This is a genomic window from Mesorhizobium sp. WSM1343, from assembly GCF_055901535.1.
Genome location: NZ_CM148370.1, coordinates 1787005 through 1813578 on the forward strand (window position 1 = coordinate 1787005; position 26574 = coordinate 1813578).

Annotated in this window: 26 protein-coding genes and 1 pseudogene; 12 read left to right on the forward strand and 15 right to left on the reverse strand. The window is 63.1% G+C overall.

The genetic code is table 11. From position 1 onward, the window contains the following. Window positions 1–3 precede the first annotated feature (3 nt). Window positions 4–870: a phosphoenolpyruvate hydrolase family protein gene (locus AC0NIL_RS08635; protein WP_473572605.1), complete on the reverse strand. Its 867-nt coding sequence runs from the start codon at window positions 868–870 to the stop codon at window positions 4–6. 13 nt (window positions 871–883) lie between these two features. Continuing rightward, complete coding sequence (locus AC0NIL_RS08640) at window positions 884–2080, reverse strand: Tm-1-like ATP-binding domain-containing protein (protein WP_473572604.1); 1197 nt, start codon at window positions 2078–2080, stop codon at window positions 884–886. 111 nt (window positions 2081–2191) lie between these two features. On the opposite strand from AC0NIL_RS08640, the gene AC0NIL_RS08645 reads away from it, so the two are divergent. The 7 genes from AC0NIL_RS08645 to AC0NIL_RS08675 all read left to right on the forward strand — a co-directional run bounded on the left by AC0NIL_RS08645 (window position 2192) and on the right by AC0NIL_RS08675 (window position 8898). Further along, window positions 2192–2887 carry a TetR/AcrR family transcriptional regulator gene (locus AC0NIL_RS08645; protein WP_013529493.1) on the forward strand — a complete coding sequence of 232 codons (696 nt, stop codon included), beginning with the start codon at window positions 2192–2194 and terminating at the stop codon, window positions 2885–2887. 359 nt (window positions 2888–3246) lie between these two features. Continuing rightward, window positions 3247–4563: an ABC transporter substrate-binding protein gene (locus AC0NIL_RS08650; RefSeq protein WP_013529494.1), complete on the forward strand. Its 1317-nt coding sequence runs from the start codon at window positions 3247–3249 to the stop codon at window positions 4561–4563. Window positions 4564–4628: 65 nt separating this feature from the next. Next, a complete protein-coding gene (locus tag AC0NIL_RS08655; protein WP_013529495.1) occupies window positions 4629–5534 on the forward strand; it encodes a carbohydrate ABC transporter permease in 906 nt (301 codons plus the stop codon). Between the two features lies 1 nt (window position 5535). After that, window positions 5536–6495 carry a carbohydrate ABC transporter permease gene (locus tag AC0NIL_RS08660; protein ID WP_013529496.1) on the forward strand — a complete coding sequence of 320 codons (960 nt, stop codon included), beginning with the start codon at window positions 5536–5538 and terminating at the stop codon, window positions 6493–6495. Further along, window positions 6492–6713: a hypothetical protein gene (locus AC0NIL_RS08665; protein WP_013529497.1), complete on the forward strand. Its 222-nt coding sequence runs from the start codon at window positions 6492–6494 to the stop codon at window positions 6711–6713. Before AC0NIL_RS08660 ends, AC0NIL_RS08665 begins: the two co-directional genes overlap by 4 nt. Beyond that, window positions 6710–7813 carry an ABC transporter ATP-binding protein gene (locus AC0NIL_RS08670; RefSeq protein WP_127385128.1) on the forward strand — a complete coding sequence of 368 codons (1104 nt, stop codon included), beginning with the start codon at window positions 6710–6712 and terminating at the stop codon, window positions 7811–7813. The genes AC0NIL_RS08665 and AC0NIL_RS08670 overlap by 4 nt, the downstream gene beginning before the upstream one ends. Beyond that, window positions 7813–8898, forward strand: coding sequence for an ABC transporter ATP-binding protein (locus AC0NIL_RS08675; RefSeq protein WP_013529499.1), 1086 nt, complete (start codon window positions 7813–7815; stop codon window positions 8896–8898). The genes AC0NIL_RS08670 and AC0NIL_RS08675 overlap by 1 nt, the downstream gene beginning before the upstream one ends. A gap of 12 nt (window positions 8899–8910) precedes the next feature. Here the strand turns inward: AC0NIL_RS08675 and AC0NIL_RS08680 are convergent, their stop codons facing one another. Further along, entirely contained in the window at window positions 8911–9342 is a 432-nt protein-coding gene (locus AC0NIL_RS08680) for a DUF4437 domain-containing protein (protein WP_013529500.1), read from the reverse strand. Between the two features lie 139 nt (window positions 9343–9481). Between AC0NIL_RS08680 and AC0NIL_RS08685 the strand changes: the two are divergent. Continuing rightward, window positions 9482–10273: pseudogene (locus AC0NIL_RS08685) on the forward strand (MFS transporter); the annotation flags it as partial. Between the two features lie 96 nt (window positions 10274–10369). Here AC0NIL_RS08685 and AC0NIL_RS08690 read toward each other — a convergent pair. Continuing rightward, a complete protein-coding gene (locus tag AC0NIL_RS08690; RefSeq protein ID WP_063169049.1) occupies window positions 10370–10717 on the reverse strand; it encodes a GFA family protein in 348 nt (115 codons plus the stop codon). A gap of 119 nt (window positions 10718–10836) precedes the next feature. Between AC0NIL_RS08690 and AC0NIL_RS08695 the strand changes: the two genes are divergently transcribed. Continuing rightward, entirely contained in the window at window positions 10837–12132 is a 1296-nt protein-coding gene (locus AC0NIL_RS08695) for an amidase (protein ID WP_473572603.1), read from the forward strand. Between the two features lie 18 nt (window positions 12133–12150). Here the strand turns inward: AC0NIL_RS08695 and AC0NIL_RS08700 are convergent, their stop codons facing one another. From AC0NIL_RS08700 to AC0NIL_RS08720, 5 genes are read right to left on the reverse strand one after another with little or no spacing between them, the layout of a single operon-like run. Further along, on the reverse strand, window positions 12151–12531 hold the full coding sequence (locus AC0NIL_RS08700) for a hypothetical protein (protein WP_473572602.1): 381 nt from the start codon (window positions 12529–12531) through the stop codon (window positions 12151–12153). Window positions 12532–12573: 42 nt separating this feature from the next. Then, window positions 12574–13554: a hydroxyacid dehydrogenase gene (locus AC0NIL_RS08705; protein ID WP_473572601.1), complete on the reverse strand. Its 981-nt coding sequence runs from the start codon at window positions 13552–13554 to the stop codon at window positions 12574–12576. A gap of 5 nt (window positions 13555–13559) precedes the next feature. Next, window positions 13560–14276 (reverse strand): FadR/GntR family transcriptional regulator, encoded by a 717-nt coding sequence (locus AC0NIL_RS08710; protein ID WP_013529506.1) that lies wholly within the window; start codon window positions 14274–14276, stop codon window positions 13560–13562. Between the two features lie 2 nt (window positions 14277–14278). Then, window positions 14279–15448 carry a mandelate racemase/muconate lactonizing enzyme family protein gene (locus AC0NIL_RS08715; RefSeq protein WP_023812460.1) on the reverse strand — a complete coding sequence of 390 codons (1170 nt, stop codon included), beginning with the start codon at window positions 15446–15448 and terminating at the stop codon, window positions 14279–14281. 59 nt (window positions 15449–15507) lie between these two features. Then, complete coding sequence (locus tag AC0NIL_RS08720) at window positions 15508–16395, reverse strand: sugar phosphate isomerase/epimerase family protein (RefSeq protein WP_013529508.1); 888 nt, start codon at window positions 16393–16395, stop codon at window positions 15508–15510. A gap of 400 nt (window positions 16396–16795) precedes the next feature. Between AC0NIL_RS08720 and AC0NIL_RS08725 the strand changes: the two genes are divergently transcribed. The 3 genes from AC0NIL_RS08725 (at window position 16796) to AC0NIL_RS08735 (ending at window position 20216) form a co-directional block, all read left to right on the forward strand. Continuing rightward, window positions 16796–17851: a sugar phosphate isomerase/epimerase family protein gene (locus AC0NIL_RS08725; protein WP_013529509.1), complete on the forward strand. Its 1056-nt coding sequence runs from the start codon at window positions 16796–16798 to the stop codon at window positions 17849–17851. Window positions 17852–17996: 145 nt separating this feature from the next. Next, window positions 17997–19184: a Gfo/Idh/MocA family protein gene (locus AC0NIL_RS08730; RefSeq protein WP_473572600.1), complete on the forward strand. Its 1188-nt coding sequence runs from the start codon at window positions 17997–17999 to the stop codon at window positions 19182–19184. A 180-nt stretch (window positions 19185–19364) separates the two neighbouring features. After that, entirely contained in the window at window positions 19365–20216 is an 852-nt protein-coding gene (locus tag AC0NIL_RS08735; protein WP_224620206.1) for a sugar phosphate isomerase/epimerase family protein, read from the forward strand. Between the two features lie 278 nt (window positions 20217–20494). Here the strand turns inward: AC0NIL_RS08735 and phnE (AC0NIL_RS08740) are convergent, their stop codons facing one another. From phnE (AC0NIL_RS08740) to phnL, 6 genes are all read right to left on the reverse strand, one after another. After that, a complete protein-coding gene (gene phnE / locus AC0NIL_RS08740; RefSeq protein ID WP_224620207.1) occupies window positions 20495–21862 on the reverse strand; it encodes a phosphonate ABC transporter, permease protein PhnE in 1368 nt (455 codons plus the stop codon). A gap of 2 nt (window positions 21863–21864) precedes the next feature. Beyond that, a complete protein-coding gene (gene phnE, locus AC0NIL_RS08745) occupies window positions 21865–22821 on the reverse strand; it encodes a phosphonate ABC transporter, permease protein PhnE (RefSeq protein ID WP_024504428.1) in 957 nt (318 codons plus the stop codon). A gap of 57 nt (window positions 22822–22878) precedes the next feature. Beyond that, the gene (gene phnD, locus AC0NIL_RS08750) at window positions 22879–23787 is read right to left on the reverse strand and encodes a phosphonate ABC transporter substrate-binding protein (RefSeq protein WP_127370917.1); all 909 of its coding nucleotides are present in this window, start codon (window positions 23785–23787) and stop codon (window positions 22879–22881) included. A 92-nt stretch (window positions 23788–23879) separates the two neighbouring features. Beyond that, window positions 23880–24737, reverse strand: coding sequence for a phosphonate ABC transporter ATP-binding protein (gene phnC, locus AC0NIL_RS08755; RefSeq protein ID WP_027161293.1), 858 nt, complete (start codon window positions 24735–24737; stop codon window positions 23880–23882). A gap of 386 nt (window positions 24738–25123) precedes the next feature. Beyond that, window positions 25124–25738: a DapH/DapD/GlmU-related protein gene (locus AC0NIL_RS08760; RefSeq protein ID WP_473572599.1), complete on the reverse strand. Its 615-nt coding sequence runs from the start codon at window positions 25736–25738 to the stop codon at window positions 25124–25126. Continuing rightward, window positions 25735–26442, reverse strand: a complete 708-nt coding sequence (phnL, locus tag AC0NIL_RS08765; RefSeq protein WP_473572598.1) for a phosphonate C-P lyase system protein PhnL — start codon at window positions 26440–26442, stop codon at window positions 25735–25737. The genes AC0NIL_RS08760 and phnL overlap by 4 nt, the downstream gene beginning before the upstream one ends. Window positions 26443–26574: the final 132 nt, after the last annotated feature.

Genomic DNA, 26574 nt, shown 5'->3' on the forward strand with positions numbered 1-26574 from the left:
CACTCATCCCTTCTTTTTCTTGAATGTGGTCTTCTGGCCGCCGAGCGCGACGGCCTTGAAATCGGCCGTCTGCTTGGCGATCGCGGCTTCCGCCGGCAGCCGTTCCATCGAGCTGGCGCCATAGAAGCCGTGCAGGCCCTTGGCCTGGGAGAGAATGTAACGGGCGTCGTCGGGCATCGAAATCGGGCCGCCATGGCAAAGCAGGATGACATCCTTGCGCACCGAGCGCGCGGCATTGGCGATGGCGTCGATCTCCTGAACGCAGTCGTCGAGCGACTTGGCCGACGTGGCGCCGATCGAGCCACCTGTCGTCACACCCATATGGGCGACGACGATGTCGGCGCCGGCTTTTGTCATGGCGCGGGCCTCATCCGGGTTGAAGACGTAGGGCGTGGTCAAGAGGTCGAGCTTGTGCGCCTCGGCGATCATGTCGACCTCGAGGCCGAAGCCCATGCCGGTCTCCTCGAAGCTCTGCCGCATGCTGCCGTCGAACAGGCCGATGGTGGGAAAATTCTGCACGCCGGAAAAGCCCATCGTCTTCAGCTCTGCCAGCAGCAGCGGCATGATGACGAACGGGTCGGTGCCGTTGACGCCGGCCAGCACCGGCGTGTGTCTGACCACCGGCAGCACCTCATAGGCCATTTCCCTTACGATCTCGTTGGCATTGCCATAGGCGAGCAGGCCGGCGGCCGAGCCGCGCCCGGCCATGCGGTAGCGGCCGGAATTGTAGATGATGATGAGGTCGATGCCACCGGCCTCCTCGGCCTTCGCCGACAGGCCGGTGCCGGCGCCGCCGCCGATGATCGGCACGCCCTTGTCGATCATTCCCCTGAATTTCTTCAAGATGTCCTTGCGCGGTATGGCGGGCATTTTTTGAGGTCTCTCACTGTCTGGCGATGTCGAGGAAGGCCGCTGTTGCAGCCCTTGCGAATTCCGGGTCGTTGATATGCAGCGGCAGGCGCGTCACGCGCCGCTTGCCGTTGGGCTTGATGGTGCGCTCGATGGCATCGAACAGAACGGCGTCGGCTTCCCGGTCGAAGAAGGCGCCGCCTTCGATGTCGAGCGCCGAGACGCCTTTTTCCGGGATGAGAAAATGCACCGGCCCCTTGCAGCGGGCGAGCCTGGTGCCGATCCACTCGCCGATCGCACGGCATTCGTCCGCCGTGGTGCGCATCAGCGTGACATTGGGATTGTGTTCGTAGAACAGCCGGTCGCGATAGTGTTCCGGGATGGTCGAAGGCGCCCAGAAGTTCACCATATCGAGCGCGCCGACGGAGCCGACATAGGGCAGCCCCGTGCGTGCGACGGCGCCGAAACGATCCTCCGTCGCCGGCAGCACGCCGCCGAACAGGAGATCGCAGACTTCGGTCGTGGTGATGTCGACGACTCCGGACAGCAAGCCGCTGTCGGCCAGCTTTTCCATGCTGCGGCCGCCGGTGCCGGTGGCGTGGAAGACCATGCAGTCATATCCGGAACGGAGCTGGTCGGCGATGGCGGTCACGCAAGGCGTGGTGACGCCGAACATGGTGAGGCCGATCGATGGTTTGCCGTCGGGTGGTGGCGCCGGGCTGGCCGCCATGCCTGATATGGCTTGAGCCGCGTTGTGCAACACGACACGGGAGAGCCGGTTCAGTCCGGCCATGTCGGTCACAGAAGGCATCATGATGATGTCGGAGACATCGACGTAGGGAGCGGTGTCGCCGGAGGCGAGCGTCGAGACCATGATCTTGGGCAGGCCGAGCGGCAGGGCGCGCATGCCCGACGTGACGATCGATGTGCCGCCACCGCCGCCAATGCCGATCATGGCCGCGATGTCGTTGCGCGATTGGGCAAAGCGGGCGAAGGCGATGCCCATTGCGGCGACCGCGGCGCCGCGATCATTGCCGCCGAGCACGGTTTCACTGCCGCCGGGATGATGGTCGGCGATTTCCCTCGTGCTGATATCGACGGGGATGGTTGCGTCGCGCGTTCCGACATCGACACGACAAACGAGGGCGCCCGCAGCCGTGATTGCATCGGCCAGGAAGGCGAGTTCCTCGCCCTTGGTGTCCGCGGTCCCCACCACATAGATACGCTTCATTGCGCTCTCCCAATCCTGGCAGGCGCGATGCCGCCCCCATCGCTCATTGCCCGGGCCACTCGACGATGCGGACGCCATTGCAAATTTTTGAGACGTGCGTATCGTATTGGTATGAATGTCTCACGTCAACAATCCGCTGCGAGCGACGAGGCTGAACGGGCAACCGGCCCAGTGCCCGAACGTGGGCCGCGCGCGCGGACCAAACGGCTGATGCTGGAGACGGCAACAAGGCTGATGCAGGCGGGCGTCACGCCCTCGGTCAGCGAGGTCGCCGAGGCGGCCGAGGTTTCCCGCGCCACCGCCTATCGTTACTTCCCGAGCCAGTCGGCACTGGTGCAGGCCGTCGTCGACGAGGGGCTGGGGCCAATCCTCACCTGGCAATCGACCTCCGCCGATGCCGAGCGCCGGGTCGCCGAGCTGTTCGACACGGCCATGCCGCGCATCGAGGCCTTCGAGGCTACGTTCAAGGCAGCACTGAAGCTGTCGCTCGATCAATGGGCGCGGCGTCAGGCCGGCACGCTGGGCGGTGAGCCCGCCTTTACGCGTGGCCACCGCATCGACCTGCTGAAGGATGCGATCGCGCCGCTCAAGGGCCGTTTGCCGCCGCGCGACTTCAAGCGGCTGGCACAGGCGCTGTCGCTTATCTTCGGCGTCGAGGTGCTGATCGTGCTCAAGGATATCTGGGGGCTGGACAGCCGCCGGACGATGTCGGTCGCACAGTGGGCGGCCGGGGCGCTGGTGCGTGCGGCAGTGGCGGAATCGGTCGATGAAGGAGGCAGCCTCGATCCGAAGGCAGTCGTGAAATAGAGCCTAACTGGTTCGACCAGATTGGCATGCACACTACTGATCTTAGCGGTTGGGTGGGGTATTGGACAATACCCGATCATATCACTGAGTAGGAAAATCTTGGTAAAACAGGCAGATAAAGCGGTAATCCGATGGAAATGGCCACGTCAAGCTGCCAAGAAAGGGCTTGACGCGCATGCAAAATTGGTAATACCAGATTGGATCAGAAAAGCGGATCGAAAGTGAGGGCTGCGATCCATTTTCCGGCGGGGCGAGGAGGCTCGAAACCGGAAAGGTGCGATCACGGGAGGAACTACCAGGGCCGGCCACGTTGCCGGCTCGCACGATAAGGTAGAACGCGCACAAGGGAGGAAATCATTATGCGCAAGTTAGTGACCAGCGTACTTGCTGGTATCGGCTTAACGCTTGCCTGCGGAACGTCCGTTTACGCGCAGGAAAAGTCACTCACCATCTTCTGGGCTGAATGGGATCCCGCAAACTATCTGCAGGAGCTCGGCAACGAGTACGAGAAGCAAACCGGCGTCAAGATCACGGTGGAAACCACCCCGTGGGCCGACTTCCAGACCAAGGCCTTTACCGAGTTCAACGCCAAGGGCAGCGCCTATGACCTGGTCGTCGGCGACTCGCAATGGCTTGGTGCCGCCTCCGAGGGCGGTCACTATGTCGACCTCACCGACTTCGTCAAAGAGAACAAGGTTCTCGACAAGATGGCTCCGGCGACGGTCAAGTTCTACTCCGAATATCCCGGCAACAGCGGCAAATACTGGTCGATCCCGGCCGAGGGCGACGCCGTGGGCTGGGCCTACCGCAAGGACTGGTTCGAGGATCCGAAGGAAATGGAAGCGTTCAAGGCCAAGTATGGCTACGACCTTGCCGTTCCGAAGACCTTCAAGGAAATGACCGACATCGCGGAGTTCTTCAACAGGCCCGACCAGAACCGCTACGGCATCGCCATCTACACCCAGAACCAGTATGACGGCCTGGCGATGGGCTTCGAGAACGCGCTGTTCTCGTATGGCGGTGAGCTCGGCGACTTCGGTACCTACAAGGTCGACGGCATCATCAACTCGGACAAGGCGGTGGCCGCGGCGGAAAACTACCGCAAGCTGTTCGGCTTCACGCCTCCGGGCTGGACCAACGCCTTTTTCGTCGAGAACAACCAGGCCATCACCGAAGGCCTGGCGGCGATGAGCATGAACTACTTCGCCTTCTTCCCCTCGTTGATCAACGAGGCGTCGAACCCGAACGCCAAGAACACCGGCTTCTTCGCCAACCCGGCAGGTCCAGGTGGCGAGCAGTTCGCCGCGCTCGGCGGCCAGGGCATTTCCGTCGTCTCCTATTCCAACAACAAGGAAGAGGCGATGAAATTCCTGAAGTGGTTCATCCAGGACGATACGCAGAAGAAGTGGGCGGCCCTCGGCGGCTACACCTGCAACAAGGCCGTGCTGGAATCGGCCGAGTTCCAGAACGCCACGCCCTACAACAAGGCCTTCTACGACACGATGTTCAAGGTCAAGGACTTCTGGGCGGTGCCGGAGTATGCGGAACTGCTGCAGCAGCTCAACCAGCGTGTCTATCCGTACATCGTAAACGGCGATGGTACGGCCAAGGAAATGCTGGATGCGCTGGCGAAGGATTGGGACGCCACGTTCAAGAAATACGGCCGCGGCCAATAACCGACATGTAGTGCGGAGGAGGCCTGCGCCTCCTCCGTTTTCTTTTTCAGGAATGGGAGCAGGTCTTGGCGACCACAATGATCACACCGCTGAATACCTCCTCCAGAGCCGCCTCTCGCGGCCTCAGCGACATTTCGATACGCAACCTCTTCATCATCCCGACGATCGTGTTCCTGATCGTCTTCAACATCTTTCCGCTGATCTATTCGCTCGGCTATTCCTTCACCGACTTCCGCGCATCGACCAATGCGCCGGCCAATTTCGTCGGACTGAAGAACTATCGCGAGCTCCTCAGCGACCCTTATATCTGGAACAATTTCGCGGTGACCGCGAAATACGTCATCGTCTCGGTCGTCGGTCAGGTTGTCGTCGGCTTTGGAACGGCAATGCTGCTCAATCGCACCATTCCGCTCAAGGGCCTGATCACGACATTGCTGCTCTTGCCGATGATGCTCTCGATGGCGGTGGTCGGTCTGTTCTGGAAGCTGCTCTACGATCCGTCCTGGGGTGTCATCAACTACGTGCTCGACCTCGGCAAATTCCAATGGCTCGGCGACCCGAAGATGGCGCTCTACGCGGTCGCGTTCACGGACATCTGGATGTGGTCGCCCTTCGTCATGCTGTTGTCGCTCGCCGGGCTTTCGGCGGTGCCGAAGCATCTTTACGAAGCTGCCGCGATCGACCGCGCCGGGCCGTTCTATACCTTCTTCCGCATCACGCTGCCGCTGGTCGCGCCGATCCTGATGATCGCGGTCATCTTCCGCACCATGGAAGCCTTCAAGACTTTCGATCTTGCCTATGTGCTGTCGACGCAGCCGAGCACCGAGGTGATTTCCATCCGTCTCTACAAGATGGCTTTCCAGGAATGGCAGACGGGGCGCTCCTGCGCGCTTGCCTATATCGTGCTGATCATGGTGCTGGCGATCACCAACATCTATGTGAAATACCTCAACAAAGTTAAGGAGCGCTGAGATGGCGGCCGTCCAGACTTCGGGTGAACGGGCGCTCAACAAGGTCGCTATTGTCGCCGTCCTCTTGGTGACGATCATCTTCCTGGCGCCGATCTACTGGATCGTGGCGACCTCGTTCAAGCCACGCAACCTGGCCACGACGATCCCGCCGACGGTGATGTTCGAGCCGACCATCTCGCCTTTCGTCAAACTTTTTACAAAGCGCTCACAGTTGCGCAGCCCGCCGTCGGCCGAAGAATATGCCGCCGCCCCGTGGTGGGAACGCGTCGTGTTCGACGGCGGCGAGAAGATCGTGCGCGACGGCAAGGGCCAGGTGCAATGGTCGGGATATCCGAGCCGCTTCCTGAACTCGCTCATCATCGCCATCACCTCGACGGTGTTGGCGGTCGGCATGGGGACATTCACCGCCTATGGCTTCTCGCGCTTCAAGGTGAAGGGGGAAGCGGACCTGCTCTTCTTCATCCTGTCGACGCGCATGTTGCCGGCGGTGGTGGTCGCCATCCCGATGTTCCTGATGTACCGGGCAGTCGGGCTCAACGACACGCATCTGGGCCTGATCATTCTCTACACCGCCTTCAACCTGTCCTTCTCCGTGTGGCTGATGAAGGGTTTCATGGACGAGATTCCGAAGGAATATGAGGAGGCCGCGCTTGTCGACGGCTACACGCGCATGGAGGCGTTCTTCAAGATCGTGCTGCCGGAGGCCGCCACGGGCATCGCCGCCACCGCCGTGTTCTGTTTCATCACCGCATGGAACGAATACGCCTTTGCGCTGATCATGACCAACCGCCGCGCCCAGACCGCGCCTCCCTTCATCCCGAGCCAGGTCGGTTCGGGCCTGCCGGACTGGACGGTGATCGCCTCCGGAACCTTCCTGTTCCTGCTGCCGGTCGCCATCTTCACCTTCCTGCTTCGCAATCATCTGCTGCGCGGCATGTCCTTCGGAGCGATCCGCAAATGAGTTTTCGCGCCTTCAACCAGAAATACCTTGAGCCTGGGTCGCAGATACTGATGGTGCTCGGCATCGTCGCGCTCTGCCAGCCCTGGAACATGCTGCTGCACAGCTATGGCCTGACCATCATCCTGATCGGGCTCGTCGGCTTCAACGTAACCTCCAAGATCGCGCCCGAGGAGAAGGCCGGCACCGGCCAGGTGCGCAATCCGGGAGCACAGCATTGACCCAGATCGAGCTTCGCGGCGTCCAGAAATTCTTCGGCGCCGTCCAGGTCATCAAGGACCTAAACCTCAAGATCGCCGACAACGAGTTCATCGTGCTGCTCGGCCAATCGGGCTGCGGCAAGACGACGACGCTGCGCGCCATCGCCGGGCTGGAAACCATCGACGAGGGCGACATCTTCATCGACGGCAAGCCGGTGCAGCATTTGAAGGCCGCCGACCGCGACATCGCCATGGTGTTCCAGTCGTTCTCGCTCTATCCGCATATGAGCGTCTACGAGAACATCGCCTTCCCCTTGCGCGCCACGCGCAAGAGCAAGACGGAGATCGACAGCGAGGTGCGCTCCGTCGCCAAGACGCTGCAGATCACCGACCTGCTGGACAAGAAGCCGTCGGCGCTCTCGGGTGGCGACATGCAGCGCGTCGCCATTGGCCGCGCTCTGGTGCGGCGGCCGAAAGCCATGCTGATGGATGAGCCGATCGGCGCGCTCGACGCCAAGCTGCGCGAGGAGATGCGCGCGGAAATCAAGCGGCTGCACATCAAGCAGGGCTCGACCACCATCTATGTCACGCACGACCAGATCGAGGCCATGAGCCTGGCCGACCGCATCGTCATCATGCACGCAGGCGTCTTGCAACAGGTCGGCACGCCCGACGAGGTCTATTCGCAACCGGCAAATCTGTTCGTGGCGCAATTCGTCGGCAGCCCGGTGATGAATGTCACCGATGCCGCAGTCGCCGAGACCGGATCCGCGGTCTCGGTAACGGTCGGCGGCGCGGCTTCTGGCTTCGAATTTCCGCAGGCATTGCTGTCGAAGCTCAACGGCCATGCCGGGCGGGAGCTCGCGCTGGGCATCCGCCCGGAGGGCGTGCTCATCCGGCGCGAGGCGACCGAGGGCTTCGTGCCTGTCGACACGCATATCGTCGAGCCGCTCGGCTCCTTCGACATCGTCGATCTCAAGGTCGGAACCGAGTTGCTGCGGGCCCGCACCAAGAGCGGCTTCGTTGCCGGACCCGGTGAAAGGGTCTTCGCCAGGATCGACCCGACCCAGGCGCATTTCTTCGACAAGGCAAGCGGCAAGTCGCTCGAGGTGAGACTCTGATGGCCCATATCCAGCTCAAGAACATCTCAAAGACCTTCGGCAACCACACGGCGCTCACCGGGCTCGATCTCGATATTGCCGATGGCGAGTTCTTCGTGCTGCTGGGCGAGACGGGCGCCGGCAAGACGACGACGCTGCGGCTTATCGCCGGCTTGGAAAAGCCCAGCGAAGGCCAGGTCTTCATCGACGGCGTCGACGTTGCCGACTGGGGTGCGGCCGAGCGTGACGTGGCGCTGGTGCTGCAGCAATATTCGCTCTATCCGCGCTACACGGTGCGCGAAAATCTCGAATTCCCGCTGAAGCCGAAAATTCGCCGGCTGCCCGACGCCGAGATCAAGGACCGTGTCGACCGTGCCGCCCGTACGCTGCGGATCGAGCATCTGCTCGACCGCAAGACGGATCGGCTGTCCGGCGGCGAGATGCAGCGCGTCTCGATCGGCCGCGCCATCGTGCGCAAGCCGCGTGTGTTCCTGATGGACGAGCCGCTGTCTGCGCTCGACGCCAAGCTGCGCGAGGCGCTGCGGACTGAACTGAAGAACCTGCAGATACAGCTCGGCGCCACCTTCCTGTTCGTCACCCACGATCAGATCGAGGCGATGTCGATGGGTGACAAGGTCGGCGTGCTCAACCATGGCCGAATCGTCCAGACCGGCACACCGCATGAGATCTACAACAATCCACGCGACACCTATGTGGCGAGCTTCGTCGGCTCGCCGCCGATGAACCTCATCGACGGCAAGCTCGTGAACGGCCGCGCGGTGATGGCGCCGCTGAATTTCGAACTGCCTTTTTCAGGGGGAGCCAAAGCGGGCGGGGCGACCGATGGTCGCCCGCTCGTCTTCGGCATTCGTCCCGAGGACGTCTATCTCGAGAGCGGCGCGCCGGTCGAGGCGCGTGTCCACGACGTCGAGAACCACGGCGTGGAAAAGATCCTCACGCTGCGCGTCGGAGACGCGACACTGCGTGCAACCGTGCCGGCCAGGACCGACGTCGCCATCGAGCAGGCGGTGCGCTTTGCCTGGAACCCCGACAAGGTGGTGCTGTTCGACAAGGGCAGCGGCGTCAGCTTGCGTCACGCCTCGTAGCCGCATCCCAGCCTATTTCTGGAAGTAGGTTTCGTAGGGCGTGTCGTTGATCAGCAGGATCACGCATTCCGTGTCGGAGACGCAGGCGTCGTCATGCATCTCATTGGCTTTCTGGGTCCAGTAGGATCCAGGAGGCAGTTCGACCTTGGTCGCCTCGCCGCCATCCATCTGCCAGTGCGCCCACATCCCCTTTATGACCACCGCACGATAATCCGCGGTGTGCGCATGGACCGGTGCGCGCCAGTTGCCGGGAACCTTCAGCAACGTGCCTGCCGGACCCTTGGCCCGCTCGCCCCACAAAGGGCCAAGACGATGCGGCTGGTCGGGTACTTCCGCCACATAGGGGATCTTGTCGGCCGGCAGGTAGCTGTCCTCGAGGGCAAAGGCGCGCCCGGGAACCGCAAGCATGACGGCGAGTGCGATGAGCTTCGGATGATTTGGCATTGGTTCTCCTCTTCGGACCGGCTTGCCGCCGGCCTCTCGCTGCCTGGTTCTGGCAAGCTATTGCATGCGGGTGGCCCGGCAATGGCATTGCGTCCGGAAGGCTTGGCAATTCATCCAGACTCGGCGATCCACGGCCACGCTGCGGCTGGTGCCGATGCGATTGATGCCGCGCGCCATGTCGATCATCCTGACCGGCGTTTCGCTGGCGACCGTCTGTGCGGCGCCGGTCGGCGCCTATGTCGGTGACATCTGGGGCTGGCGCACGGCCTTCATGATTGCGACCGTGGTCGCCGCCCTGGCGCTGCTGGTGCAGCTGGCCACCATTTCGAAATTGCCCCCCGTGGGTGTGGCAAGCTTCCGCACCTTGCTCGACGTGCTGAAGCGTCCGTCGATCCGGGTGGCGCTGCTGGTCGTGCTGCTGGTCGCTTCGTGACACTTTGCCGGCTTCACCTATGTCCGTCCCTTCCTCGAGAAGGTCCCCGTGCTCGACATCGAGACGATCTCGCTGGTGCTGCTGGCCTATGGCATTGGCGGCTTCTTCGGCAATGTCGCCGGCGGCATCCTGGCCGAGCGCAGCCTCAAGGCAGCCGTTGGGCTGGCGCCCTTGCTGATCGCACCGGCCGCCGCCTCGATGCTGGTTTTCGGAGCTTCGCCGACGATCGCCGCTGCCGCCGTTGCGGTCTGGGGCTTTGCTTTCGGCGCGGTTCCGGTCGGGCTGCAGAGCTGGCTGGTGCGGGCAGCACCCGACCAGGCAGAAAGCGCCGGCGGACTGATGGTGGCGACGTTCCAGGTGGCGATCGCGCTCGGCGCCGTCTTCGGCGGCCTGCTGGTCGACCACACCGGCGTCGCCAGTGCCTTCGCCCATTGCGGCGCGGCGACATTGCTGGCGGCCAGCGTGGTGTTCCTGCGCGGCCCGAAGCAGGCCGAGTAGCCTCGCCGCAATCAGGCTTCCCTGACACCTGCGCGTCGGCCCGAGAACCATCACGGTTTTCGGTCGACGCCGTTGTGACGGCAGCGACGAACGAACTCAGGCCGACCGCCCGTCGAAATCGAAGACCGACAGGGTCGAGGGGTCGAGATCGGCCACGCAGTTGATGTTGATGTAGGCGCTGCGTTCACGGCCCTCGCGGACATCCTCCGCAAAGGGATGGATGCCGCAGGCCCGGCAGAACCGGTGCGCGATGGCATGATTGCCGAATGTGTAGGTGCCCAAATCGTCGCCCCAGGCCAGGACCCGCAAGGTCCCGTGCGGGATGGCACACAACAGGGCGCCCTTGCGCGAGCAGATCGAGCAATTGCACCTGATGGCGCTGGTCAGTTCGGCCTTGAATTCGAAGGCGACCTTGCCGCAGTGGCAACTGCCTTTGTAGAGCATCGGATTTTCCTCGCATTCGACAGGGTGCAAAACCGCCTGCGCCGGGTTAAGTCTCGGCAAGCCAGGCACTGGCCGCTATCCCTTAAGACGTTCAAGGCGTCCGGAGTCCGACACCGAAAATGCAATCCGTCCGTGATCATCTGGAAACCATCCTTGCGCGCCTCGCCGCCCGTGCCGGCGAAGAGCGTGTGTTCACGAAGCTCTATGCCGAAGCCGCGAGGGCCGCGGCCGATGCCAGCGATGCGCGCAGCCAAGCCGGCGTGACGCTCGGGCCGCTCGACGGCACCATCGTCTCGATCAAGGATTTGTTCGATGTCGCCGGCGAGCCGACCACGGCCGGCTCGCTGATGCTCAGGACCACAGCACCTCCGCTGCGCGATGCCGCGATCGTCAGCCGGCTGCGGCAGGCCGGCGCGGTTATCATCGGCAAGACCAACATGACCGAATTCGCCTTCACCGCGATCGGCGATAACCAGCATTTCGGTACGCCCGGCAATGCTGTGGACGCCAGCCGCATTCCGGGCGGTTCTTCTTCAGGCGCCGGCGTTTCCGTCGGCGAGGGCACGAGCGAAATATCGATCGGTTCCGACACCGGCGGTTCGATACGCATTCCGGCTTCACTCAACGGTGTCGTCGGCTTCAAGCCGACGGCGCGGCGCGTGCCGCTCGCCGGTGCGTTCCCACTGTCGGCCACGCTGGACTCGATCGGTCCGCTTGCCCGAACCGTCGCTCAGTGTGCCGCCGCCGACGCCGTGATGGCCGGTGAGGTGCCGGCCGCGCTGACGCCGATTGCCCTGGCAGGGCTTCGCATAGGCATTCCGCGCGGCGTCCTTTTCGAAGAGACGGAAGACGAGGTGGCGACCGCGTTCGACCGCTGCCTTGGCAAGATCGAGCAGACGGGCGCGCGGATCGAGGATCTGTCGATCGACGATCTGCTTGCCGATTTGCGCGCGGCCACCAAGCGTGGTTCGATCGCCGCGATGGAAGGGGCCGAAGTGCATGCCGACTGGCTGGCGACAGGAGCTTCGGTACCGGTCGACCCGCATGTCAGCGGACCTTTGTCGCGGGCAGCCATGCTGCCGACGCCTGTCTACATCCGGGCAATGCGCCGTCGTACAGCGCTCGCCGCCGCCATGGACGAGCGGCTGTCCTCGGTCGATGTGCTGGCCTTGCCGACCACACCGGTGACGGCGCCGACTATCGTCTCGATGTCTGACGACGCCGGGTTGCGTGACCGCACCGAAGGCCTGCTGCTGCGCAACACGCAGGTTGCCAACCAGTTCGATCTCTGCGCGATCTCGCTGCCGATGCCGAGCACTCAGCTGCCCGCCGGCTTGATGCTGGTGGCGCGCAACGGCCATGACCAACGCCTGCTGCGCATAGCAGCAGAGGTGGAGCAGCTGCTTGGCGCGTGAGCAGGGCTGAACCGCCCATCAGCGCGACGAACAGTGCTTGCGTTCGCTGTCCTTGGCGGTCCGTACGATACGGGTCGCGACCAGCCAGGGCAGATTGTACTCCTTGCCGGTGATCGTCTGGGTGCGGTGCTCGATCGAGCCCCTGACGACAATCTTGCCAGCATGAAGCGCGTCGGAAAGATCGGTTATCGCCTTGTCGGCCTGCGGCAATCCGCTGGGGTCGATCGACACGCCCTTGATGATCGCCCCGGTGGCAAGGTCGAGTGCGCTGTTGGACGGGCAGGGCGCCTTGAAGCAGCGCAGCCCGTTGTCGCAATAGACATAACTGCTCTCGGCCGCGAATGCCGGCATGGCACAGAGCGAACAGGCAGCGACAAAGAGGAAGGCTAGACCGGACATGGCTCTCAACGTCGCGGAGAATTGGGGCGAAACCGCGATGTGTTACAGGCTCGCCGGAAACCGCCGCCGATAGTGATCGACCACTTCTGGATTGCGCAGATTGACCGGCAGCTTGCCCGCCAGCACCAGCAGGGCTTCGCCCGCCGCGCCGACGCCCATGCGCATCATCGATTCCTCGGTGATCCCCGCCATGTGCGGCGTGACGATGACATTGTCGAAGCCGAAATAGGGATGGTTCGACGGCAGCGGCTGCGTCGCAAACACGTCGAGCGCGGCGCCGCCGATGCGCCGTTTCTGCAAGGCCTCGATCAGCGCGTCGTCGTCGACGACCGGTCCGCGCGACACGTTGATCAGCAGCGCCTGCGGCTTCATGCGGGCGATCCGCTCACGGTTGATCAGGCCGCGCGTTTCCGGCGTCAGCGGGCAGCACAGAACGATGATGTCGCTCTGCTCGACGAGAGCGTCGATCGACAGGAAGCCGACCTTGTCCGGCGCCGGCTGCATGCTGCGCGTCGTTGCCACCACTTTCAGGTCGAAGCCGTGCGCGGCGATATGGCCGACCGCCTGGCCGACGGCGCCGAGGCCGACAATGCCGATCGTCTTGCCGGCAAGCTCGCTGTTGGCGTTGGCGTGCTCGCGGCCGGCGAGCCAGCCTTTGGCGCGCAGGTCGCGATCGACGACGCGGAAGTTGCGCAGCAAGGCGAGGGCCACGAACATGACGTGTTCGGCAACCGAGCGGGCATTGACCGCCGGCACGTTCGCCACCAGCACGCCGGCGGCCGTCGCTGCTTCCATCGGGATCATGTCGAGCCCGGCGCCATGACGGATTGCCGCCCGCAGCTGCTTTGCGCCGTCGAAAAGCTGTGGGGGCAGCGGCGCACGCACGATGACGATGTCGGCATTCCTGGCCTCGGCGATCAGCGTGACTGGATCGATGGCGGAGGCGACGACGAGCTCTCCGGCGCCGGAGAGCATAGCCGAGGCGCGCGGATGCAGAGGGTGCGTCGTGAGGATACGAGCCATGTCGGTCAGGCTTTTTCGAGCGCCGGGCTTTGCGGCTCCTCGCCATGGCCCTCAATCAGGCCCTTCCAGTAGCTCTCAGCGCCCTGCAGATGGGCGCTCATCAGCGCCTGGGCGAGATTGCCGTCGCGGCGCAGCAGCGCCTCATAGATCTGGATGTGCTCGGCATGCGAGCGCACGTTGCGCTCGGGGTCGTTGAAATAGATCGGCAGGCGCTGCTCGCCCATCATGTAGTAGACGCTGCAGACATTGTGGAAGACGCTGTTCTTGGTGGCGCGCACGATTTCGAGGTGGAATTCGCGGTCTTCCCTGGCAAGCCCCTCGCCGGCGGCGATGCGCTCTTCCGAAGCCTTCAGGATTTCGCGCAGCCGCTCGAAATTCTCCTCGGTGGCACGCGAACAGGCAAGTTCGGCCGCCTTGATCTCGTGGATCTTGCGCAGTTCGACCGTCTCGTAGATCTGGATCGGGTCGAGCGGCAGGCCCGCGCGGGCAAAGAGCGCCATGGCCTCCACACTGGCCTGCTTGGTGTCGATGTAGATGCCGGATTTGGCCCGGCGCTCAACGATGCGCATGGCCTCCAGGATGGCCAGCGCCTCGCGGATCTGACCGCGGCTGACGGCGAAATGCTCCGCCAGTTCGCGCTCCGATGGCGTTCGGCCGCTCTCCTTGTCCGAATGGGAGAACAGGTAGGCAGCGAGTTCCGCGAGAAGGTTCTTTTCTTTCATCGTCAACCGCGTTGCGCGTGCGCCTCCAGGAACCGCTCCGAAATGGTGAATCCCAGACCCGGTTTTTCCGGGATCGCTATCATACCGTCCCTGGCTTCGACAGTCTCTTCGACCAGATCATGGATCATCGGGTTGGCGCCGAGCGAATATTCGACGGTGAAACTCGACGGCGAGGCGGCGCAGACATGCAAGCCTGCGAAAAAACAGGGCGCGCCGGCCCACAAATGCGGCGCAAAGCGCAGATTGAAGGCGCTGGCGATGGTGCCGATCTTCATCGCCTCGCTGATGCCGCCGCAGAAGGCGGGATCGGGCTGGAAGATGTCGGCGGCTTTGAGCACGGCAAGGTCGCGGAAGGCGTAGCGGGTCGCCTCGCTTTCGCCGGTGGCAATCGGAACGGCGCCACTTGCCCGCACTTCGGCCATGCCCGGCTTATCGTCGGCGATGATAGGTTCCTCGAACCACGCCAGGTCAAGGTCGTTGACGAGATGGATGAAGCGCTTGGCTTCAGCCACCGTGTAGGTGCCGTGCGCGTCGACCATCAGTTCGACATCGGGGCCGAGCGCCTGCCGTGCGGCGCGCACGCGGGTGGCGGAAATGTGCGCCGCGCCGTCCATGGCGCCAACCCGCATCTTCAGTGCCTTGAAACCGCCCTTGGCGATATAGGATTTCAACTGCTCGCCGATGGCGTCGGCGGCCGCCCAGCCGCCAGACGCGTAAGCCGGCATGCGATCGAGCTTGCGGCCGCCGAGCAGCCGCCAGACAGGAACGCCAAGCGATTTGCCAAGGATGTCCCACAGCGCGATGTCGACGGCGCTGATCGCCGCGATGCTCATGCCGCGCCGCGCCAGCTGCGGCATGGCGTGGCCGCCGCGTGCGGCGCTGTCGTGGCGCACGCCATTGTAGAGCATCTCCCAGATGACGCCGATGTCGGCCGGATCGCGGCCGACCAGCTGCGGCCCGACCTCATGGTTCAGCATATGGACGAGCGCGCCATAACTGCCGGCGCTGCCGGCGGCGTTCTTGCCTTCGCCCCAGCCGACCAGACCGTCATCGGTCTCGATGCGCAGGATGGCGGCGTCGAAGGTCGTCACCTGACCGAAGTCGCTGCGGTGCTGCCGAGCGGCTTCGATCGGAACGCGGATCCACCAGGCTTGGACGGACTTGATACGCATATTCTTCCCCAGCCCTGCGCCGGTCAGGGCGGAAGGGCGAATTTCCCTGAGGCAGTCGACTACTTGATCAGCGGCAGCAACGTTTCGGCGTTGATGCGCATCTGGTCGGTGTAGAATTTCTCGGTGAGCACGCTGGAGCCGTGGTCCTGGATGAACTTCAGCTGTTCGGGCGAGATATCGACCGGATTGCGCTCGACCATGTCGGGATAGGGGGCCGCCGGCGTCCGGTCGACGGGCGCGACGAACTCGTTGGTCAGCGCGCCGTCGTAGCCGATCTCGCGCAAGGTGGCGACGATCTTCGGCCAGTCGATCTGGCCGAGACCGGCGGCGAAGCGGTTGTTGTCGGCGACATGGAAGTCGAACAGGCGCTTTCCGGCCTGCCGGATCGCGTCATAGACGTTAAATTCTTCCATATGGAGGTGGTAGGCGTCGAGGCAGACACCGCATTCGGGGCTGACCGCGTCGGCCAAAGCCAGCGCCTGGGCGCCGCGATTGAACAGATAGGTCTCGAAGCGGTTGAGCGGTTCAACAGCGATCTTGACGCCGACCTTCTTGGCGTGGGTGAAGCATTCGCGGGTGGCGTCGACGACCCACTTCCATTCCTCTTCCTCGGTGCCGTCAGGCACGACCTTGCCGACGGTCGCCGGAACCAGCGTGATGATCTCGCCATCGAGTTCGCTGACCATGGTCAGCACGTCCTTGACATACTGAACGGAACGCTCGCGCTGGCCCTGGTTCCTGGCTGCGAGGTTGCGCTCGCCCAGCATCAGGGTCACCGCGCCCCAGCAACGAATGCCATGCTCCTTCAGCAGCGCCCGGGTCTCCCTGGTCTTGTACTGCTCGGGTTCGCCGGAAATCTCGATCGACTCATAGCCGAATTTCTTGATGCGCTTGAGCGTCGTTTCCAGGGGTTCCGCGCGCATCCAGTTGTGCGTCGAAAGATGCATGGTCTGTCCTTCCCAACTCGTCTCTATGGTTCGCCTGCGACATGCATCGCCAAAAGGCGACACAAAGGTTCCTCCCCAAGGCGTTCCCAGCCTTTTCTCGCAAACTGGTTCGACCAATTGGGCCTGAAGCGAGGTCTACAGCAAATTATCCGGATCGGCAAGAAGCGCCGGGATTGAACTTTCGCTGTGGAGTATTTCCTTGATTATATTGAGATATATATGCCTGCGCCGGGTGGTTTTGGGGTCATGATGGCGCATTGCAAGGCTTGACCAAAATTCCACATTTGGTAATACCAGAATAGCGGTGCGTGCAAGCGCCCGTTGAGAAAAGACCAAAGTGGCTGGCCCTGTTTCCAATCGGCGCTATGCTCGGTCGCGAGAGAAATGAGGGAGGATGCCGATGCCGACGACAATGAAGGGCCCGGGGCTGTTTCTGGCGCAGTTCGCGGGCGACGCCGCGCCGTTCAACTCACTGGCGTCGATCACCAAATGGGCGGCCGGTCTCGGCTACAAGGGCGTGCAGATCCCGACCTGGGACGCGCGGCTGTTCGATCTCAAGAAGGCGGCCTCTTCCAAGGCCTATTGCGACGAGGTGAAAGGCATTTGCGCCGACGCCGGCGTCGAGATCACGGAATTGTCGACGCATCTGCAGGGGCAATTGGTGGCGGTGCATCCTGCCTATGACGCGCAGATGGATGGCTTTGCGCCGCCATCGGTGCACAACAATCCCGCAGCCCGGCAGAAGTGGGCTGTCGAGCAGATGAAGTTCGGCGCTAAAGCATCGCGTAATCTAGGCCTGAATGCTTCAGTGTCGTTTACCGGCTCGCTGGCTTTCCCTTACCTCTATCCGTTCCCGCAGCGGCCGGCTGGACTCATTGAGGAAGCGTTTGGCGAACTCGGCAAACGCTGGAAGCCGATTCTCGACGTGTACGAGGACAACGGCGTCGATGTCGGCTATGAAATTCACCCGTCTGAAGACGTTTTCGACGGCGCCACTTTCGAGATGTTCCTCGACGCGGTCGGCGGCCACAAGCGCTGCAACATCAATTACGATCCGTCGCATTTCCTGCTGCAGCAGCTCGACTATCTCGAATTCATCGACATCTATCATGAGCGCATCAAGGCGTTCCACGTCAAGGACGCCGAGTTCAACCCGACCGGCCGGCAAGGCGTCTATTCCGGCTATCAGAGCTGGACCAACCGCGCCGGGCGCTTCCGTTCGCTGGGCGATGGACAGGTGGATTTCGGCGGCATCTTCTCCAAGCTGACGCAGTACAATTATGATTCCTGGGCGGTGCTGGAGTGGGAGTGCTGCCTGAAGCATCCGGAGGATGGTGCGGCCGAAGGCGCGCCTTTCATCGAGCACCACATCATCCGGGTGACGGAAAAGGCATTCGACGACTTCGCCGCTGGCACCACCGACAAGAAGTTGCTGCGCGCCATGATGGGAATCTAGCCCGATTTTCCCTCCCCTTCGCGGGGAGGGTGGCCCAAGGCCGGGTGGGTCGGTTCACACCGCGCTCTGCCTCAACGACCCCACCCGATCCGCTGCGCGGATCGACCTCCCCTCAAGGGGGGTAAGCAACAGCGAGGAGCAAGATATGGTCGGCGCATCGAAGTCGGAAACGGGAGGCGGTCCGATCCGCTACGGCATGGTCGGCGGCGGGCAAGGCGCCTTCATCGGCGCGGTGCATCGGATCGCGGCGCGGCTGGACAACGAGTTCGTGCTGGTTGCCGGCGCTTTGTCAGCCGACCCGGCCCGTGCCAAGGCCTCGGCCGCCGAACTGGGGCTCGACCCCGCACGCAGCTACGCATCCTATGCCGAGATGGCCAAGGCCGAGGCGAAGCGCCCCGACGGCATTGAGGCGGTGGCCATCGTCACGCCCAACAATGTGCATGTGCCAGCGGCAAAAGCTTTCCTCGAGGCCGGCATCCACGTCATCTGCGACAAGCCGCTGGCGACGACGCTGGCCGAAGCGAAAAAGCTTGCGGCGATAGTCGAGAAGACCGGCAAGGTGTTCGTGCTGACGCACAACTACACCGCCTATCCGATGGTGCGGCAAGCACGCGAAATGGTCGCCAAGGGCGTGCTCGGCGACATCCGCATCGTGCAGTCCGAATATCCGCAGGACTGGCTGACCGAGGATTTGGCGGCGACAGGCCAGAAGCAGGCGGCGTGGCGCTCCGACCCCAAGCAGGCAGGTGCCGGCGGTGCGCTGGGCGATATCGGCACGCATGCCTACAACCTCGCCCGCTTCGTCTCGGGGCTGGAACTGGACTCCCTGTCGGCCGATCTCGACGCCTTCGTGCCGGGACGGCTACTGGATGACAACGTCAACGTCATGCTGCGCTTCAAGCCTACCGGCAAGACGCACCCGGCCAAGGGCATGATCTGGGCAAGCCAGGTGGCGCCCGGCCATGAGAACGGGCTGAAGCTGCGCATCTATGGCTCGAAGGGTGGGCTGGAATGGGTGCAGGCCGACCCGAACTATCTCTGGTACACCCCATTCGGCCAGCCAAAGCAATTGATTACCCGCAATGGCGCCGGCGCGCTGCCGGTGGCGGGCCGTGTCAGCCGCGTGCCGTCAGGCCATCCGGAAGGCTACCTCGAAGGCTTCGCCAACATCTACCAGGAGGCCGCACGCGCCATCCGGGCGGCACGCCGCAAGGGCGGCAAGCCGGCAAAGGATGTCGTCTTCCCGACCATACAGGACGGCGTCGAGGGCATGGCCTTCATCGAGGCTTGCGTGAAGTCGTCGAAGAAGAACGGGGCGTGGACGAAGCTCTAGTCCAAGGGGCGCTGAGATTCAGGTGAGGCCGGCCTGCAAACGGCCGTTTCCTGCGCTTCCGGTGCTCACGTACCCAAAAGTACGCTCCGCTCCGGTTCTCGGAACCAGCCGTTTTCGGCTTGGCCTGACCTGAATCTCAACACCCCGGCGATCCGAGGAATCTAAGGGGAGGGGGCGTCGATGAAAATCGGCATGTGCATGTTCTTGTGGACGACGGCGGTGTCGAAGAAACACGAGCCGTTGCTGCGCGACATCAAGGCGACCGGTTTCGATGGCGTCGAGATACCGATCTTCGCCGGCACGCCGGACGATTATAAAAAGCTCGGCGATCTGCTCGACCGCATCGGGCTGGAGCGGACTGCTGTTTCGGCCATGGGCGATCCGGCGATGAATTTGATCGCGGCCGACGCGGCAACGCGCAAGGCCGGTGTCGACTACATGAAATGGGCGATCGACTGCGCGCAGGCGCTTGGCGCCAGCACGCTGAGCGGCCCTCTGCATTCGACGCTCGGGTCCTTTTCCGGCTCTGGGCCGACGGCCGCGGAGAAGAAGCGCTCCGTCGGCTCGCAGCGCGCCATCGGCGACCATGCCGGCAACAAGGGCGTCACCATCGGGCTCGAGGCGCTGAACCGCTTCGAATGCTACCTGCTCAACACGATGGCGGACCTGTCGGAGCATATCGACGCCATCGACCGGCCGCACATCAAGGCGATGTACGACACCTTCCACGCCAATATCGAGGAGGCCGACCCGATCGGCGCCTACACGAAACACCGCAGGAATGTCGTGCATATCCATATCTCGGAGAACGATCGCGGCGTGCCGGGGCGCGGCAACATTCCGTGGACCGAAACGTTTTCCGCCATCCGCAAGAGCGGCTATGACGATTGGCTGACGATCGAGGCGTTCGGCCGCTCACTCAAGGATTTGGCGGCGGCGACCAAGGTGTGGCGGGATTTCTCGGAGACGCCGGAAGCGGTCTATCGGGAGGGGTATAGGCATATCAAGAGCGGGTGGAAGAAGGCGGCTTAGGCGCCCTGGCCCATTTTCTATTTGCGTTTGCGGCGGTTGCCAGGTGGTTCCCCCACTCCGTCTCGGCTTCGCCGAGCCACCTCTCCCCCCTCCGGAGGGAGAGGAAGGAAGCCTCGGCCTGGGAGGACACTCGGCCTAAGAGGACAGGCGTCGGCTCGGACAGCCTGGCGCTTTCCTCTACCCCGTCGATCGGGGGAGAGGTGTCGAGCGAAGCTCGACGGAGTGGGGGTCGATCCTTTGGCGCTGGTCGAGACGACTTGCGCGTCTGCATCACAAGCCTACCCCTGCTCAGCCTGGATCCTGTTGTAGTCGTGGATGGTCCGGCTCAGCCGGCGGCGCAGGAAGTTGGAGATGTTGTCGAAGATGAAGACGACGAGCAGGATCAGCAGCACCATGTAGAAGACGTTGGCCCAGTTGGAGTTGGTGCGCATCGCTTCCCACAGCTTCAGGCCGATGCCGCCGGCACCGACAGCGCCGATGATGGTGGCGCCGCGGGTGTTGGATTCCCACTGGTAGAGCGTCTGGCTGATGAACACCGGCACCACTTCCGGCAGCACGCCGTAGCGCTGCACCAGGAGGCCGTTGGCTCCGGTCGAGGTAATCCCCTCGCGCGGCTTGTCGTCGATGTTCTCCAGCGCCTCGGAATAGGTTTTGCCGAGCGTGCCGACCTCTGTGAAGAAGATCGCCGCACTGCCAGCCAGCGGTCCCGGCCCGAAGGCGCGGGTGAAGAACAGCGCCCAGATCAGCATGTCGATGGAGCGCATGAAATCGAAGAAGCGCTTGAGCACCTGGTTGACCAGCCGGCTGGGCGTGATGTTGCGGGCGGCGAAGAAGGCCAGCGGGAAGGCGACGATGCCGCCCAGCATGGTGCCGAGAAAGGCCATGACGATGGTCTGCAGGAGCTTGGTCCAGACATCGCCATGCTGCCACTGGGCGTTGTTCCAGATGTTGTCGCCGGCCAGCGCCAGATTGGAGGTGCCCGGTTTCAGTTCCGGCCCGGAGACGATCAGCGAAGCGACTTCGCTTGCCGACTTGCCGAAGAAAGGCGAACGCGTGTCGAAGACGAAGTTTGCCCAGCCTAGAAAGCGCTTTCGGATCCTGACGCGGTCAACGGCGACGCGGGCCTCGCCGGCAAAGCCCATGTCGGCGACGACCTCATCCTCATGCGCGGTGATCCAGCCGGGAACCGGTCCCGAGATCAGCGGCTTGCCGGTGCCGAGTGCGACCGCAACGGTCTCACCGTTGGCAATTATCGTCGCTTGCGTCTTGGTGAAGGTAATCGACTTGGCGGTGCCGTCGATCAGGATCGTCACCGAACCATCGGCATTGGTCTTGACCCAGTCCGGATCCGGGTTCGGGCCGAGCACCGAGAAGCGTGGATATTTGGCAGTGATCTGCGGTTCGTCGAGGCGGAAGATCGGCTGCACGTCGTAGCTGATCCACTGGGTCAGGAACAGCGGCAGGCGCTCCCAGTGCGATTCCCGCATGACCTGCGGCAGGTTGAAGAACCACAAGGCGTACAGCAGGTAGAGAAAGATGCCGCCAAGCAGCATCAGCGGCCCGAAGCGCTTGTGGAACGGCCGCTGGAACACCTGCGGGAAGCGCTCTTCGATCGACTGGATCTGATCGGCGGTCATGGTGGCCATGGTCAAGCGCTCATCACGAAAGCCTGCTCGCCGACCAGCTTGCGGCGCAGCCAGGCGGAGAACTGGTCGACGATGAAGATCGTCGTGAACAGGAGCAGCACGAGGGCTATCGTCTTGGCGCCGAAGCCGCGCGAGATCGACAGCTTCAACTCCTCGCCGATACCGCCGCCGCCGACCGCGCCCATGATGGTGGAAATGCGGACATTTATCTCAACACGCAGCAGCGTGTAGGACATGAAGTTGGGCAGCACCTGCGGCAGGCCGGCGAAGCGAACCCGCTCGAACCAGTTGGCGCCGACGGCCCTCAGGCCTTCCTCGGCGCGCATGTCGATGTTCTCGTTGATCTCGTAGAACAGCTTGCCCAGCGCGCCGATCGAATGCAGGCCGATGGCGATGATGGCGGCGATCGGGCCGATCGAGACGATGGCGGCGAACAGGCCGGCGATGACGATCTCGGGAAAGGCGCGCAGCAGTTCCATGAGGCGCTTGACGATCAGCCGCAGCACCGGATGCGGCGTCAAATTGCGCGCCGCGATGAAGGAGAACGGCACGGCGAAGACGAAGCCGATGAAGGTCGAGACCAGGGCCACGTTGAGCGTGGTCAGCATCAGCTCGAAATATTCGGGGATGTAGAAGCTGCCCCAGACATAGGAGCGGCCAAGCGGAAAATTGAATTCCTGGGTACCGGTGTCATGCGGGGAAGCGATGTCGAACATCGCCCGCCAGACATCGTTCCAGTCCTTGGGGACGAGCCAGCTCAGGAAATCCAGCAAATGCGGCAACCGGTCGAAGAAATGCCCGGCATTGGCCTCGTCGGCGAACCACATGGTGCTGCCGAGCGCAGTGATGAGCAGGCCGACGCCGATGGCGGTGTAGAGCCGGCGCAGCGACGTCTGGCGACGCCAGGCGTCGGCCATCTGGTGAGTGGCGCCGGAAGGGGCTGTCACGGAAAGGGTCATGATCGGACATGCAAGAAGGGCGGCGTTTTCTCGACGCCGCCCTTCCTGGTTTCGCCGTTAGCCGCCGATGGCTGCCTTACGGGCTTCGACGATGACGTTGTAGAAGTCCGCCTTAACCGGGACGTAGCCGGTAAAGTCGCCGCCCTCGACGCCTTCGAAGCAAGCCTTGTCCTTCTTCGGCAACTGCGTGAAGAAGTCGGCGAGCTTGGCGGTCATTTCGTCGCCGAGCGCGGTGCGCACGACCAGCGGGCCGTTCGGGATCAGACCCGAGCGCCAGACTTCGACGAAGTCGTTGGGGTCGACGGCGCCCTTGGCGACTTCCTTGTGGAAGGTGCCGGAGGTGTAGCCGTCCTTGAAGTCGCCGATGCCGGAAGAATCGTCCACCGCCACGTCGACCTTGCCGTCACGCACGGCCAGGACGTTGTTCTCGTGACCGCCGTTGAACTGGGTCGAGGCGAAGAAGGTTTCGTTCGAAGCGCCGGTATCCTTCGGGATCTGGGTCAGCGGGATCAGGTAGCCGGAGGTCGAATCCGGATCGGCGTAGCCGAGCTTCTTGCCCTTGGCCGACTTGATGTCGGTGATGCCGGAGGATTTCAGCGCCAGGCCGATCGAATAATAGCCGGTGGCGCCGTCGGTCTGCTGGGTGGTGAGGATCGGGGTGACCGCCTTCGGGTCCTTGAGAGCGACGCTGGCGTAGCCGGAAGCGCCGAGTTCGGCGAAGTCGAGCGTGCCGCCGAGCAGGCCCTGGATGACGCCGTCATAGTCGGCGGCGGGGAACAGCGAGACCTTTTCGAAGCCGAATTCGGTCTTCAAATGGTCGGCGAGGCACTGGTAGTTGCGCAGCCGGTCGGTTTCGTTTTCGCCGCCGAGAATGCCGACGCGAAATTCCTTCATGTCGGCGGCATGGGCCATGCTGGTCGCCATGGCGAGCACCGAAACGGCGCCAAAGACCATCTTCCTGAACATTGGATATTTCTCCTGTAGGTTCCGGCCCCGCGCCGGCAGCGTTATCGATTTTGACAGGTGCCCTTGACGTGGGCTGGCGATCCCAACCGCTCTCAATATCCCGGGAATGCGGGCTCGAGCGGTCCGGCGGATGCGGCGATCTTTCGGCTGAAGGCAACGCTGGTCGAGGTGATGGCCTCGGAGATTTCCTGGCCATTGCTGTCGGCGCCGTAGACGAGGCGCACCGCCTCGCGGTTGAGCTCTTCCGGCGGGCCGTCGAAGACGACCTTGCCGGCAGCCATGCCGATGATGCGGTTGCAGTAGGTGCGGGCGGTGTCCAGCGTGTGCAGATTGGTGACGACGGTGATGCCTTCGCGCAGATTGATGTCCTGCAGCGAATCCATCACCACCTTGGCGTTGAGCGGGTCGAGCGAGGCGATCGGCTCGTCGGCGAGGATCACTCTGGGCTGCTGCATCATGGCACGAGCGATGGCGACGCGCTGCTGCTGGCCGCCCGACAAGGTGCCGGCGGGTTGCAGGGCGGTGCGGGCGATGTCGAGCCGCTCGAGTGCCGCGACCGCCTCGGCGCATTCGGCGCGCGAGAACATGCCGAACAGATTGGTGATGGTCGAACGGTGGTTCAGCTTGCCGAGCAGCACATTGGTCAGCACGTCGAGGCGCGGCACCAGGTTGAACTGCTGGAAGATCATGGCGCAGTCGCGCTGCCAGCGCCGCAGCGGCGAGCCGCTCAGCTTCGAGACCTCGGCGCCGTCAAAAAAAATCGACCCCTGGCTGGGATCGATGAGACGGTTGATCATGCGAAGGAGGGTTGATTTGCCGGCGCCCGAACGGCCGATGACGCCAACCATCTGACCCTGCGGGATCGCGATGTTGATGTCGCTGACGGCAGTGTTCTTGCCAAATCGTCGGGTGACACCGCGGATTTCGAGCGTGGCGGAATTTGCTGGCATGGGGGCAGGTTCCAGTCCGGGACCATTGATCGTCAGGCTCTCGCCTAACGCAGCCACATGAACCTGCCGTGTCGCGATGATGTCAGTTTTGTTACGCTCCACAGGCCTTAGCTTGTCAGCCTGGCTTACCTGTAAGTTGCGCAAGGACCCACAGCATATAGAGTGGAGCTATCGCCGCCGTGAACAAAACACAGCCTAATATCATCAACGTTATTGAAGAGCCAACGTCGGAATTGCCTCCAACGCTTAGCTGCAAGCTTAATCACCAAAATTCCCAACGCGACCAACCCCAGTCCAATGAAAAGAGGTATTACGACAATAAAGGTCACATATGCTCCATGGCTCTGGGTTGGGTGATTATTAGTTCGATGAAAGCACCATTCGCGTCAACCATGCTTCTCCAGAAATGCCTCTGCGGACAGCTCACGGAAGTCCTCAAGGCAAGCGCGCAGCCTTGCGTGGTCCCAGTCCCACCAGGCGAGCGCCTGGTAGCGTTCGGCCGTGCGGCGATCGAAGCGCTCGCGGATCGGCTTTGCCGGCACGCCGGCGACGATCGTATAGGGCGCTACATCTTTCGAGACGACAGCGCCGGCGCCGACCGCGGCGCCATCGCCGATGGTGACACCGGGCAGGATGGTCGAGCCGTGACCAAGCCAGGTGTCGTGGCCGATGGTGACCCGCTTGGCGCGGCGCTGGGCGAAAAATTCTGTCTCGTGCTCGGCATCGTCCCAGTAATCGGAGGCGCGATAGGTGAAATGGTGCAGCGTCGGCCGCCAGGTCGGGTGGTTGGTGGCGTTGATGCGCACGCTGGCCGCGATGTTGGCGAACTTGCCGATCGTCGCGCACCAGACGGCGCAGTCCTGCATCATGTAGGAATAGTCGCCGAGTTCGCTTTCCGAGACCCGGCTGCGGTCGGCGATCTCGGTCCAACGGCCGAGCGTCGAGTTCTGCACCTCCGCCGTCGGATGGATCAACGGCGTCTCGGATAATTTCCTGGTCATGCGGCGATTTTTCCGGGCGCGAAAGCGGTGACGTCGATGATGCGGTCGGCAACCGCCTCGCGCACGTCGTGGTCGTGGAAGATGCCGAGCAGGGCGACACCTGCAGCCTTCTTGGCGGCGATGAGTTCGATCACGACATCGCGGTTCCTGGCATCGAGCGAGGCTGTCGGCTCGTCGAGCAGCAGGATCGGATGCTCGGTGATGAAGCCGCGCGCGATGTTAACGCGCTGCTGCTCGCCGCCGGAGAAGGTCGCAGGCGGCAAGGCCCAGAGTTTCTCCGGCAGGTTGAGCTGCGCCAGCAAGGCGCGCGCCTTGCCGCGGGCAATCTCGCGATCCTCGCCGCGCTCGACCAGCGGTTCGGCGACGACGTCGAGCGCCGAGACGCGCGGCACGGTGCGCAGGAACTGGCTGACATAGCCGATCGTTTGCCGGCGTATGGCCAGCACGGTGCGCGGGCTGGCGGTGGCGAGGTCGATCAGCCCATCACCATGCGTGACGATGATCTGGCCTTCGTCGACGGCGTAGTTGCCGTAGAGCATCTTCAGGATCGAGCTCTTGCCGGCACCGGAAGGACCGCCGAGCACGGTGCATTCGCCAGCCCTGATCGAGAACGAGACACCGGCGACAACAGGCAGTTTGATGCCGTCGCGCAGGTGCATGGTGAAACTCTTGGCGACATCGGAGACAACGAGGGGGGTTGCCATCAGAAGGGCCTCCAATTGTCGTTCGTTTGCGGGCCAACGCCCGCCTCTGCCTTGCCAGGCATCTCCCCCTCAAGGGGGGAGATCGGCAGCTTTCTCGTTGCGCTTGTTCTGCAACGTTGGAGAGTGGCGAAA

Coding starts and splice junctions, on each gene's coding strand:
- AC0NIL_RS08650 (WP_013529494.1), top strand. CDS start 3,247: ATGCGCAAGTTAGTGACCAGCGTACTTGCTGGTATCGGCTTAACGCTT.
- AC0NIL_RS08660 (WP_013529496.1), top strand. CDS start 5,536: ATGGCGGCCGTCCAGACTTCGGGTGAACGGGCGCTCAACAAGGTCGCT.
- AC0NIL_RS08705 (WP_473572601.1), bottom strand. CDS start 13,554: ATGGCTCGTATCCTCACGACGCACCCTCTGCATCCGCGCGCCTCGGCT.
- AC0NIL_RS08645 (WP_013529493.1), top strand. CDS start 2,192: ATGAATGTCTCACGTCAACAATCCGCTGCGAGCGACGAGGCTGAACGG.
- AC0NIL_RS08700 (WP_473572602.1), bottom strand. CDS start 12,531: ATGTCCGGTCTAGCCTTCCTCTTTGTCGCTGCCTGTTCGCTCTGTGCC.
- AC0NIL_RS08690 (WP_063169049.1), bottom strand. CDS start 10,717: ATGCTCTACAAAGGCAGTTGCCACTGCGGCAAGGTCGCCTTCGAATTC.
- AC0NIL_RS08710 (WP_013529506.1), bottom strand. CDS start 14,276: ATGAAAGAAAAGAACCTTCTCGCGGAACTCGCTGCCTACCTGTTCTCC.
- AC0NIL_RS08725 (WP_013529509.1), top strand. CDS start 16,796: ATGCCGACGACAATGAAGGGCCCGGGGCTGTTTCTGGCGCAGTTCGCG.
- phnC (WP_027161293.1), bottom strand. CDS start 24,737: ATGCCAGCAAATTCCGCCACGCTCGAAATCCGCGGTGTCACCCGACGA.
- AC0NIL_RS08640 (WP_473572604.1), bottom strand. CDS start 2,080: ATGAAGCGTATCTATGTGGTGGGGACCGCGGACACCAAGGGCGAGGAA.
- phnL (WP_473572598.1), bottom strand. CDS start 26,442: ATGGCAACCCCCCTCGTTGTCTCCGATGTCGCCAAGAGTTTCACCATG.
- AC0NIL_RS08635 (WP_473572605.1), bottom strand. CDS start 870: ATGCCCGCCATACCGCGCAAGGACATCTTGAAGAAATTCAGGGGAATG.
- phnE (WP_024504428.1), bottom strand. CDS start 22,821: ATGACCCTTTCCGTGACAGCCCCTTCCGGCGCCACTCACCAGATGGCC.
- AC0NIL_RS08760 (WP_473572599.1), bottom strand. CDS start 25,738: ATGACCAGGAAATTATCCGAGACGCCGTTGATCCATCCGACGGCGGAG.
- phnE (WP_224620207.1), bottom strand. CDS start 21,862: ATGGCCACCATGACCGCCGATCAGATCCAGTCGATCGAAGAGCGCTTC.
- AC0NIL_RS08675 (WP_013529499.1), top strand. CDS start 7,813: ATGGCCCATATCCAGCTCAAGAACATCTCAAAGACCTTCGGCAACCAC.
- AC0NIL_RS08715 (WP_023812460.1), bottom strand. CDS start 15,448: ATGCGTATCAAGTCCGTCCAAGCCTGGTGGATCCGCGTTCCGATCGAA.
- AC0NIL_RS08695 (WP_473572603.1), top strand. CDS start 10,837: ATGCAATCCGTCCGTGATCATCTGGAAACCATCCTTGCGCGCCTCGCC.
- AC0NIL_RS08720 (WP_013529508.1), bottom strand. CDS start 16,395: ATGCATCTTTCGACGCACAACTGGATGCGCGCGGAACCCCTGGAAACG.
- AC0NIL_RS08735 (WP_224620206.1), top strand. CDS start 19,365: ATGAAAATCGGCATGTGCATGTTCTTGTGGACGACGGCGGTGTCGAAG.
- AC0NIL_RS08680 (WP_013529500.1), bottom strand. CDS start 9,342: ATGCCAAATCATCCGAAGCTCATCGCACTCGCCGTCATGCTTGCGGTT.
- phnD (WP_127370917.1), bottom strand. CDS start 23,787: ATGTTCAGGAAGATGGTCTTTGGCGCCGTTTCGGTGCTCGCCATGGCG.
- AC0NIL_RS08665 (WP_013529497.1), top strand. CDS start 6,492: ATGAGTTTTCGCGCCTTCAACCAGAAATACCTTGAGCCTGGGTCGCAG.
- AC0NIL_RS08730 (WP_473572600.1), top strand. CDS start 17,997: ATGGTCGGCGCATCGAAGTCGGAAACGGGAGGCGGTCCGATCCGCTAC.